Annotated in this window: 16 protein-coding genes; 12 read left to right on the plus strand and 4 right to left on the minus strand. The window is 61.1% G+C overall.

The window, feature by feature from the left end:
- Positions 1 to 364, minus strand: a 364-nt coding sequence (locus IMX13_RS18655; RefSeq protein ID WP_193396953.1) for a DUF3693 domain-containing protein, incomplete at its 3' end; no start/stop codon positions are given.
- A gap of 157 nt (positions 365 to 521) precedes the next feature.
- Positions 522 to 1,148, minus strand: coding sequence for a hypothetical protein (locus IMX13_RS18660; RefSeq protein ID WP_193396954.1), 627 nt, complete (start codon positions 1,146 to 1,148; stop codon positions 522 to 524).
- A gap of 110 nt (positions 1,149 to 1,258) precedes the next feature.
- Here IMX13_RS18660 and IMX13_RS18665 point away from each other — a divergent pair, with 110 nt between their 5' ends.
- The 11 genes from IMX13_RS18665 (at position 1,259) to IMX13_RS18715 (ending at position 6,598) form a co-directional block, all read left to right on the plus strand.
- On the plus strand, positions 1,259 to 1,543 hold the full coding sequence (locus tag IMX13_RS18665; protein WP_193396955.1) for a hypothetical protein: 285 nt from the start codon (positions 1,259 to 1,261) through the stop codon (positions 1,541 to 1,543).
- Positions 1,533 to 1,670 (plus strand): hypothetical protein, encoded by a 138-nt coding sequence (locus IMX13_RS18670; protein WP_164972358.1) that lies wholly within the window; start codon positions 1,533 to 1,535, stop codon positions 1,668 to 1,670. Before IMX13_RS18665 ends, IMX13_RS18670 begins: the two co-directional genes overlap by 11 nt.
- Positions 1,660 to 1,944: a hypothetical protein gene (locus IMX13_RS18675; protein WP_193396956.1), complete on the plus strand. Its 285-nt coding sequence runs from the start codon at positions 1,660 to 1,662 to the stop codon at positions 1,942 to 1,944. The genes IMX13_RS18670 and IMX13_RS18675 overlap by 11 nt, the downstream gene beginning before the upstream one ends.
- Positions 1,934 to 2,989 carry a replication initiation factor domain-containing protein gene (locus IMX13_RS18680; protein ID WP_193396957.1) on the plus strand — a complete coding sequence of 352 codons (1,056 nt, stop codon included), beginning with the start codon at positions 1,934 to 1,936 and terminating at the stop codon, positions 2,987 to 2,989. The genes IMX13_RS18675 and IMX13_RS18680 overlap by 11 nt, the downstream gene beginning before the upstream one ends.
- The gene (locus IMX13_RS18685; protein WP_193396958.1) at positions 2,971 to 3,249 is read left to right on the plus strand and encodes a single-stranded DNA-binding protein; all 279 of its coding nucleotides are present in this window, start codon (positions 2,971 to 2,973) and stop codon (positions 3,247 to 3,249) included. The genes IMX13_RS18680 and IMX13_RS18685 overlap by 19 nt, the downstream gene beginning before the upstream one ends.
- Before the next feature lie 3 nt (positions 3,250 to 3,252).
- Positions 3,253 to 3,504 (plus strand): hypothetical protein, encoded by a 252-nt coding sequence (locus IMX13_RS18690; protein WP_193396959.1) that lies wholly within the window; start codon positions 3,253 to 3,255, stop codon positions 3,502 to 3,504.
- A 34-nt stretch (positions 3,505 to 3,538) separates the two neighbouring features.
- Positions 3,539 to 3,679 carry a hypothetical protein gene (locus IMX13_RS18695; protein ID WP_164972359.1) on the plus strand — a complete coding sequence of 47 codons (141 nt, stop codon included), beginning with the start codon at positions 3,539 to 3,541 and terminating at the stop codon, positions 3,677 to 3,679.
- 71 nt (positions 3,680 to 3,750) lie between these two features.
- Positions 3,751 to 3,888 carry a hypothetical protein gene (locus tag IMX13_RS18700; protein WP_193396960.1) on the plus strand — a complete coding sequence of 46 codons (138 nt, stop codon included), beginning with the start codon at positions 3,751 to 3,753 and terminating at the stop codon, positions 3,886 to 3,888.
- Positions 3,889 to 3,955: 67 nt separating this feature from the next.
- The gene (locus IMX13_RS18705; RefSeq protein WP_193396961.1) at positions 3,956 to 4,933 is read left to right on the plus strand and encodes a hypothetical protein; all 978 of its coding nucleotides are present in this window, start codon (positions 3,956 to 3,958) and stop codon (positions 4,931 to 4,933) included.
- Positions 4,930 to 5,277, plus strand: a complete 348-nt coding sequence (locus IMX13_RS18710) for a phage coat protein (RefSeq protein WP_193396962.1) — start codon at positions 4,930 to 4,932, stop codon at positions 5,275 to 5,277. Before IMX13_RS18705 ends, IMX13_RS18710 begins: the two co-directional genes overlap by 4 nt.
- 1 nt (position 5,278) lies before the next feature.
- Entirely contained in the window at positions 5,279 to 6,598 is a 1,320-nt protein-coding gene (locus IMX13_RS18715) for a zonular occludens toxin domain-containing protein (RefSeq protein WP_193396963.1), read from the plus strand.
- 13 nt (positions 6,599 to 6,611) lie between these two features.
- Here the strand turns inward: IMX13_RS18715 and IMX13_RS18720 are convergent, their stop codons facing one another.
- Complete coding sequence (locus IMX13_RS18720; RefSeq protein ID WP_193396964.1) at positions 6,612 to 7,088, minus strand: hypothetical protein; 477 nt, start codon at positions 7,086 to 7,088, stop codon at positions 6,612 to 6,614.
- A 108-nt stretch (positions 7,089 to 7,196) separates the two neighbouring features.
- Here IMX13_RS18720 and IMX13_RS18725 point away from each other — a divergent pair, with 108 nt between their 5' ends.
- Positions 7,197 to 7,856: a hypothetical protein gene (locus IMX13_RS18725; protein WP_193396965.1), complete on the plus strand. Its 660-nt coding sequence runs from the start codon at positions 7,197 to 7,199 to the stop codon at positions 7,854 to 7,856.
- A gap of 39 nt (positions 7,857 to 7,895) precedes the next feature.
- Here IMX13_RS18725 and IMX13_RS18730 read toward each other — a convergent pair whose 3' ends face one another.
- Positions 7,896 to 8,267: a DUF3653 domain-containing protein gene (locus tag IMX13_RS18730; RefSeq protein WP_227255520.1), complete on the minus strand. Its 372-nt coding sequence runs from the start codon at positions 8,265 to 8,267 to the stop codon at positions 7,896 to 7,898.
- Positions 8,268 to 8,391 lie beyond the last annotated feature (124 nt).

The following is an 8,391-nucleotide window of genomic DNA, read 5'->3' on the forward strand; positions in this document are numbered from 1 at the left end:
CATTTCGCATAATGTATACAGCTTGTGCCTTATCGAAGCCCGGCACCGCTGCTGCCGCCTTGTGGGGCAGAGCAAACCCGACAGTCAGACATAGCGCCATCGCGGTCGCGGCGAGCTTCCGCCACACCGCCTTCTCCTCTCGACTGACGGCTCGAGCCTCGCCGACTATGCCCAGGACACGAGCAAGCGGTAGGCCGGTCAGCCCTGCCAAAGTTGCGCACATCACTGTATCGGGCAGCGAATAGCCTGATTTCCAGTTGGCGATTGTTCCGCGAGATACGCCGAGCTGCCGCGCGAATTCCGCGTCACTGCTCACGTTCAGCGCTTTCCGCGCCGCATCGATGAGGTCTGTAACCGTCTGCATCGTTCAACCCTGTTGACACTCCTGTTCAACCCCTTTATAAATTGCCCTGCGTTCAACGGTGTTGGGCGCCCCGCCACTGGCACCCCAAGGCCGCTGGCGGGTTCACTTGGGGTGTAAGGCGGACAAGATGTTTATCAATACTAGACATCACCCAATATCAGGATGGGACTTGATCAGGCCAGTCTCGCCTGATCTCTGCCTCAAGCTCCTTGGCGCGCCGAGAAATGTTGTCCAGACCCTTGAATGCCGTCTCTATGCTGCTGCGCAACACTTCCTGCTCTCCAGAGCCCCTTGCCTCAATAGCCATGTTGGCGACTTCATCCAGTGCGTCCAAAAGCATTTCGATAGACGCCAACGAGAGCTGTTGCGGTCCACTGAGCAGGGCAAACTCCTCCAGAGACCAAACAACCTTCGGAATCGTTCGTTTCAGCACCCGAAGTATCGTGTCTATGTCGGACTTGGAGAGCTTGTCGTAGTCCCTTCCGCCATCCATTCGACGGAACCCAGCGGGGAGAGACTTCAGCTTTCGAAGTCGAAGCACAACCACGTCGATTCGTCGTCTCTTCTCTGCCAAAGCCGCTTCACGATCGCTCAGTTCTTGTGCGATACGCAATTCGTGAGTTTCGCGAGCAAAACGATTGGCTCCGTAACCAATCGCCAACGCACCAGTCGCTGCAACCCATGTGCCAGCCGCGGCCAACCAATCAGCCACATTCCCTGCTTCGAAGCATTTGAGCGGAATGTCACTGCCTGCCATTGCGATGGCAGTAGTTACAACGCCCATTCCGAACGTCATAGCCGCGACTACACCAGCATCGCGCCTAGGTATCAGCGGAGGAAGATTCATAAGCGAGCCACCCCTTGTGGCATCCATGCAGTGGGGGGAATTCTGGCATGACCGAGCCCCTACTTGCCTTCGTCCTGCTAGGGGCCATTGCAGCGGCCTCCATCGGCGTCGCTCGCATCGTTTCGTGGCTGCTGGACCGGCGTGACCATGCCGCCGACCAACGCGCCAAGGAAGCGGCCGTCGTTGCCCAGGCACGCGCCGAACTGGCCGCTACTGGCTGGACCCCGGATCACGAAGCCCTCTATCAGGCTGAGATTGCCGCCACCAAGCGCAGCGATCTGCTGGCCGCAGCCCACTACGCCGACCAGCAGGAGGGCTGCCATGTTCCGTAACAGCCCCTTCCCGTGGGTCCTTCTCGCTATCGGCGTCTTCGCAGCCGTTCCGAACCCGGTAACGCTCGTGCTGGTCGTCTTCGGCTTCCTGCATTACGTGATGGGGAGCATGCGCAATGGCCGTTGATCGCCCGCCCCTTCGCGTGGCCGCGCGCAAGACGGCTGGGGCTGCTGGCCTGCTCATCCTCGTTTGCGTTGTCGTGAGCGCATTGGCTGGCGTCGGGGCGCTGCTCGGCGACGACTTCTGGACTGCCTTTCGCGCGATCTGGCTCGCCATTGCCGGGTTCGTCGGCGCTGTTCTCGGTCTTTGGGCATTCGTGGAGGCCTGGAAGTGGTGCATGGATGCCCTGTTGGATGAGGGCCGCCTTGTCGACCAAGAGGGGGCGGACGATGGCCGTTGATCGCGCACGGTTTCGCATGGCTGTCGTCGGCGGGGCAGGGGGCTTTTCCCCGCTTTCGCCCGGTGAAAAGGGGCAGCGGGCGGCGGCGGGAATTGGCCCGGGGAGTAACACGGGCCAAAAGGGTCAGCAAGACGCGATCATCGACTACCTGACCATTGTGGTCCCGCTCTCCGCCCTTGAGGAAGTGAATTGCAAGAAGCTCGACCTCTTGCTGTTCCGCATCTTCGGTTTCCGTGGCGAGGTCGTTGCCGGTGCCATCCGTGAGAAGAGTTGGAACTTCTATGAGCAGTCGGCAGTGCTCATCGACCGAGAGAACGAGGTAGTGGGCCGCGTTGGCATCGGTGGTAAGAAGAACACCGTGTGCCTCAGCCTTACCGGCATGGGCTGCAAGTGGATTCGTGACTGGCCGCGCGTCTACAAGCAGTGCTCCATGCTCGACGCCAAGATTACCCGCGTTGACTGCGCGCACGACGACTACGAAGGCGAACGCCTGGACGTGCATGCGCTCCGCGAGGTTGCTGCTCAGGGCGGCTTCACCGAAGGCGGTTGCCCGCCGCGTCACCGCTTCATCTCCGATGAAGGCCACAACACCGGCTGCACACTGTACGTCGGCGGAAAAGGCCACAAGGAACTGTGCGTATACGAGAAGGGGAAGGCTGAGGGCCTGCCGTCCTCGCGCTGGGTGCGCGCGGAAGTGCGCCTGTACGGCAAGCACATGGAAATCCCGCTGGATGTGCTGTTGAACCCGGGCGCGTACCTGCGCGGTTCTTACAGCGCCCTGCAGAACCTCATTACTGGCGTATGCACTCGACTGCGCACGCTGCAAAAGCAAGTGGAAACCTCCGTCGAAGCCGGTATCGAGTGGGCGCATCGACAGGTCGGGCCTTTCCTCAACGTCCTTCGCGGAGCGCTCGGCGATTCATGGGCCGACTTCGCAGAGAGCCGCATCCTCCGTGACGGTCACCCCGGACGGTTTCGCGGTATTGCCAAGGGTGAACCACTCCATCGCTATGTGAGAGAAGAACTATGCCTATCTGCCGCGTGAAGTCGGCTGCTGTCGATGAACAGCACAACGCCAAGACCAATTCCATCATCCGTTCCCAGATGGTCGGCCTCGACCTGGGTAACGGCTTTGAACTGCCGTTCCGCGTGGGCCTCGGCCAGCGTCCGCCGTACCCGGCTGGCGAGTACGACATCGATCCGAAGTCGTTCGCGCTGTCGCCCTATGGCGACCTCGTGTTGAAGCGCTACGTGGACCTGATTCCCATCGGGTTCAAGGCTGCGCCGGCCACGTCGAAGGCCTAAGTCATGAGCCTGTGCGTTGCTTTAGGGGAAAACGGAACGCTGATCCCAACCGGTCAGCCCGTCGATCAGTGCACGGGGTATGTGCTGATGAGCAGCGCAGAGGCTTCCTCTGTCGCCATGTTCGCTGAGGCGTTCAAGGTGCCGGACAAAGACTTACTCGCAGGATGGGCGTCGGGGCCGTTCATTCTGATCATGACCTTGTATTTGGCTGCACACATCGGTGGCCGTGTTGCAGCTGTGTTCGACAAATCGTAGGCCGCCATTAACTCAACAATGAAAGGGGATTTACATGGATTTCGATTCGATTCTGACCGGCCTGTCCGTCGCTGCTGCGCTCACCGCCTTGGGTGGTGGCTTCGCCCTGATCGCCGTCGTCGGCTTCTCCCTGTGGGGTGGCCGCAAGGTGGCGGGCCTGTTCGGTAAGTCGTAAGCCGAGCAGTGGTGGGGTAGGGGAGGCCATGCCTCCCCTTTCTATTTCAGGGGAGCGATATGGACTATCAGATGATCATCGGCGGCCTCCAGGTCGGCATGGTGGTTCTTGCAGTGCTGGGCGGCTGCGCCTTCATTGCGCAGTTGAAGTTCGGCCTGTGGGCAGGCCCGAAGGTGGCGCGACTGTTCCTGATGCGGGGTGTCAAATGATCCTCTGCCTGTTCGCCGGCTTCATCAGCGCGCTGTGTGGCATCGCCGTCGTCATGGGAATCCGTGCGTGATTCGCCGCCCGCTCATTGCCGGCGTCCTCCTGATGCTCTTGACTGCGTCACCACGCGCTTGGGCGGCGACGTATGCCGATCAAGGTGCCGCCTACGCTGCCTGTATGGCTGCAATCGCGAAGGGCACGGCTGCGTGGCAGCCAATGCGTTGCGCTCAGAGCCTCTATAACGGGGGTGGCGGCTACTACACCGCGTTGGATAAGACTGGCCGTGATGTCCGCTGGGACAACTTCGGGTGGAAAAAAGGCACCGACTGCAAGGACCGCGCAGAGGAGCTTGGATGGCAAGGCGGCGATACGGCTGCAACCGTCAACGCTTGCCATGACGGCTGCATGTACAGCAGTTCGTTGGATGCAGAAGGCGCCGCTGGTTTCAGTTTCTGGCCCACTGGTGGGATTTGCACTGAGTCAGATGCACCAGCGCCCACGCCCGTAGGTGACGGCGGCGAGGAAGGGGGTGGTGGTGGCGAGACCGGGGGCGGGGACGGCGATGGTGGAGGCGACAACGGTGGCGGTGATGGCGAGGGCGGCACCGATCCCGGCGGTGGTGACGGCGACGGCGGCGGAGGCACCGGGCCGGGCGACGGCGAAGGTGACGGTGATGGCGGGGATGGCGGTGGCGGCACTGGTCCCGGACCGGGTCCCGGCGACGGTGATGGTGATGGGGACGGCCCCGGACAGCCGGGCGGCGATGGCGATGCGCTGTATGAGTCGGAAGGCAAGACCGTCGAGAAGCTTTATGACGACTTCGCCGAGCGGGTGAGCAAGGCCCCGATCATTGACGCCACCAAGAGCTTCTTTGAGATCAGCGTCAGCGCCTCTTGCCCGGTCTTCACCTTCCCGGCGACGGCGTATTGGGACGCCATGACGTTCGATTTCCTGTGCAAGCCTGAGATTGTCGCCATCCTTCAACTGCTGGGCTGGCTGCTGCTCGCGTTCGCCGCCTTCCACGCAATCAAGATCGCGCTCACATGATCAATCTAATCGCATTCGTGACGCTGCAAGCTGGGTGGCTTAACGACCTGACCGAGTACATCCGCAGGCAGGTGGAACGCCTGTGGAATGCCATCGTTGAGTTCTTTCGTGACCTCGTGCTGTACGCGATCGAACAAGTCCTGGACTTGGCCGCACACGCGCTGGAGAAGCTGCCGGTACCGGAGTTCATGACCGAGTACAAGCTCGGAACCCTGTTCGCAAACGCGGGGCCGACCATCGCGTGGTTCGTCAACATCTTCAAGATTCCCGAGTGCATGACCGTGGTGTCGCTCGGAATCGTGTTCTTCATCACCCGGAAAATTCTGACCTTGGGGAAGTGGTGACATGCTGGTTTTCAACGAGGGCGTGCCGCGTGCAGGCAAGAGCTACGATGCGGTCAAGAATCACATTCTGCCCACACTCAAGAAGGGGCGCCGGGTATTTGCGCGCCTCAATGGCCTGAACCATGAGCGCATCGCCGAGTATTTGAACATGCCCGTGGATGAGGTCTACAAGCTGCTGACGCTGGTGGAGACCAAGGACGTTGCAACAACCTTCGTATGCTCCAGGCATCCGGAAACCGGCCAATGGTGCATTCCCGATGAGTTCAAGGATGCGCTCACGGTGATCGATGAGGTGCACGAGTTCTACGTTGCACAGCGCAACCAGCTGCCGGAGGAAGTGGAGAACTTTTTCGCACTGATCGGCCAGAACGGCGGCGACGTGCTGATCATGACGCAGTGGATCAACCGCGTGCATCAGGCGGTGAGGGCGCGCATCGAACGCAAGAATGTCTTCCAGAAGCTCACGGCTGTGGGCCTGAAATCGCGATATCGCGTCACCTATTACCACACCACCAGCCCAGGCAAATTCGAGGTCGTCGGCGGGAAGACGCTCAAGTACGATCCGGCCATCTATCCGCTGTACCACGGCTATGCAGTCGGCGCCGAGAATGCAGAGGTGTATGAGGAAGGCGGCACCAACATTTGGAAACAGCTTGCACCCAAGATTGCTATTGCAGCCGTGGGGCTCATCTTCGGCGTATGGGCATTCGGCGGCTACTTCATCAGGATGATGCACAGCGACGAGCCGGAAGCGACCGTGGAGGCACCAGCAGGCGCCAAGGCAACGCAGGGGCAGGGCGCCCACAAGGCCATCAGCACCGGCGCTGTGCCGGCCGCAGCCGTTGCGGTGCCCGCCTCGGATCCATTGGCCGGGATGACCGTCGAGCAGCGCTACGTGGCCGCCATGACGCAGGCGAATCGAATTCGGTTGGCCTTCACTGCTCAGTTCGGAGACCGTTCGGTCGGCATGGTCGAATGGGTCGATGGCTCAGGGAACACGGTCGATCAGTTGAGCTTCGATGCGCTGATTGCGATGGGCTACCGGCTCAGGGTTGCCGTCTACGGAGTTCGCCTCACGGCGGGTTCTTTTGAGACGGTTGCAACGGCGTGGCCGAGGGAGGCACCCCGGCGCGAAGAAGAGCCAACGCTGTACCGCCTGGACAGTGACCGTGCTGCCGCTGGTTCTGCGAGCGTAGCGAGTGGAAGCGGCGGCGGCGCGGGCGCGGTCATGGCGGCAAGTAGTGGAGGCGCCATCGTGCGCGTAGGTGAGCGCCCCATGGGCACGTTCCCGGAATCCAAACCCTACCCGCCAAGCTTCTGATTAACGTGACGCGTCACGGGCAGCGGTCGCGCGGCGAATACACCCAGCCGCCATCTGCCGCCATTTGTCTATAGGGTCTGCCTGCGAAGCACTGCACGTTGGCCGATGGCTGGTCGCCGCAACGGGAACCGGGCAGGTTCTCCCAGCCACCGTTGATTCGGCGGAACATCATCCCGTTGATGCAGCGCATCCCGTCACTCTGGCGACTGACTGTGGCCTCAGCTTCCTGACGCCGTGCCCTGATTTCCGCAAGGTCCGCAGCCGTGGGGCGCGTTTCAACTTCGGTCCGCACCGGCAGTTGCGTGCGCTGAGATTCTGCGGGCTGGCCGGCGCCAAGAAATCGCTCATTCCATGCACCATTGGTGCGGCCAAGCATGAGGACGCCAAGGGCGCCAAGGCTCAACATCGTGAGAAAGCCGGTGATCAGCCACGGGAAGTTCCAGCGGCTGCGCTGAATAGGCGGCAGGTATTCCGGTCGTTCGCGTTCCATACGTCCCCCAAGACGTCCTGAGCGCATTGTAGTCGACCGCAGAGGACACGGAGACCAAAGAGGGCGCCTGAGTCTAGAATCCCACCGAACCAATGGAAGGAGGGGGCGATGAGCAGCGATAAGCGGCCAACAGCGGCGGAAATGGAAGAGCACGGCCGTCGCACCGTTCAGATGGGTATCGCGCTGGAGGCGCTATCAGAGCAGATTGAGGCAATCTACGGGATGTTCATGGATTCGCTGCGGGGCTGGGGGCACGTTCGGCGATCAATCGAGTCTATGGCCAAGCAGGCGGTAGAGAGCGGCATGACGATGGAGCAGGTTCTTCGCTCGAAGCTCACTCACGGCAAGGGAAATCCACAGACCGGGACGGCCCTTCATGTCTCCACAATGGCGGAACGCCTTGACGCCTGTGCCGAGGGCGGCTTCAACGAGGTCATTCTTAGCAACCTATGCCTCGTTGCCATCTACACTCAGTGGGAGGTTCATGCTCGTTGCGCAATCGCAGATGCGCTAGGCGTTCGACCTAGTGACGTCATTGCACCAATATTCGGCGATCTCCGCCACATGCGGCATTGCATTCTTCATGCTGGCGGCGTAATGGACGAGCGCGCACGTCAGCTGGAAGAGCTAAAGTGGTTCAAGAAAGGCGATCGCATCGTTCTGACGCAAGAGCGCTTCCACGACCTGATCGAGAAGCTCCGGGGATTTCCGAACCCTATCCGCATCCCTACATACAAGCCGTTCCCTAGCCTGGGCGACACCCAGTAGCGCGCTGGGGTGTAGGGGCGAAGCCCCTACGAGAACGCCTCACACGCGCTGGCGAGGTCTTGGCCCACGGCTCAGGTAGACCACATTGGAAGTTTCGGCGTCGGAACCGGGGCCGCATACGCCCAACCGCCGTTCCCGGCGAATTCTGAGCGCCTCGGCAAGGTAGATCACGCTGGATTTCGTCGTGGAGGGCGCATTTCGGCTTAGGACCGATGAAGTAGCTATCTCGGCTCGGGACTCGGCCATCATTCGTCGCCATTCCCGCGCAATGTTGCAGGTCAGGGACCACCAGGTCATGTCGCACGGTTCAAGCTGGTGACCCTCCGGGGTGAACATGTGCCCACCTTGGAAGCCGAAGCCGGCCCAAGGGCCGGTCAGGTCAATTCTGTCGTGCGGATCCATCTTGATCATGCTGCAAGCTCATCCTTGTCGGGGGAGCCAGCAGGCAGGCAAGAGCCAAGCCAGAGCCGGAGCCATTGCCAAGCCGAGCCCACGAACCGGATCAGCCCAGACATGACATTTCGCATAATGTATA

Origin of the sequence: Stenotrophomonas sp. B2 (genome assembly GCF_014947095.1) — a bacterium.
In the GTDB taxonomy this organism is placed as follows: domain Bacteria; phylum Pseudomonadota; class Gammaproteobacteria; order Xanthomonadales; family Xanthomonadaceae; genus Stenotrophomonas; species Stenotrophomonas maltophilia_P.

Bases quoted from the DNA above. Each gene is read 5' to 3' on its own strand.
- IMX13_RS18660 (WP_193396954.1), bottom strand. From the start codon at position 1,148: ATGGGCGTTGTAACTACTGCCATCGCAATGGCAGGCAGTGACATTCCG.
- IMX13_RS18700 (WP_193396960.1), top strand. From the start codon at position 3,751: ATGATCATCGGCGGCCTCCAGGTCGGCATGGTGGTTCTTGCAGTGCTG.
- IMX13_RS18725 (WP_193396965.1), top strand. From the start codon at position 7,197: ATGAGCAGCGATAAGCGGCCAACAGCGGCGGAAATGGAAGAGCACGGC.
- IMX13_RS18685 (WP_193396958.1), top strand. From the start codon at position 2,971: ATGCCTATCTGCCGCGTGAAGTCGGCTGCTGTCGATGAACAGCACAAC.
- IMX13_RS18715 (WP_193396963.1), top strand. From the start codon at position 5,279: ATGCTGGTTTTCAACGAGGGCGTGCCGCGTGCAGGCAAGAGCTACGAT.
- IMX13_RS18670 (WP_164972358.1), top strand. From the start codon at position 1,533: ATGTTCCGTAACAGCCCCTTCCCGTGGGTCCTTCTCGCTATCGGCGTC.
- IMX13_RS18720 (WP_193396964.1), bottom strand. From the start codon at position 7,088: ATGGAACGCGAACGACCGGAATACCTGCCGCCTATTCAGCGCAGCCGC.
- IMX13_RS18665 (WP_193396955.1), top strand. From the start codon at position 1,259: ATGACCGAGCCCCTACTTGCCTTCGTCCTGCTAGGGGCCATTGCAGCG.
- IMX13_RS18675 (WP_193396956.1), top strand. From the start codon at position 1,660: ATGGCCGTTGATCGCCCGCCCCTTCGCGTGGCCGCGCGCAAGACGGCT.
- IMX13_RS18730 (WP_227255520.1), bottom strand. From the start codon at position 8,267: ATGATCAAGATGGATCCGCACGACAGAATTGACCTGACCGGCCCTTGG.
- IMX13_RS18680 (WP_193396957.1), top strand. From the start codon at position 1,934: ATGGCCGTTGATCGCGCACGGTTTCGCATGGCTGTCGTCGGCGGGGCA.
- IMX13_RS18710 (WP_193396962.1), top strand. From the start codon at position 4,930: ATGATCAATCTAATCGCATTCGTGACGCTGCAAGCTGGGTGGCTTAAC.
- IMX13_RS18690 (WP_193396959.1), top strand. From the start codon at position 3,253: ATGAGCCTGTGCGTTGCTTTAGGGGAAAACGGAACGCTGATCCCAACC.
- IMX13_RS18695 (WP_164972359.1), top strand. From the start codon at position 3,539: ATGGATTTCGATTCGATTCTGACCGGCCTGTCCGTCGCTGCTGCGCTC.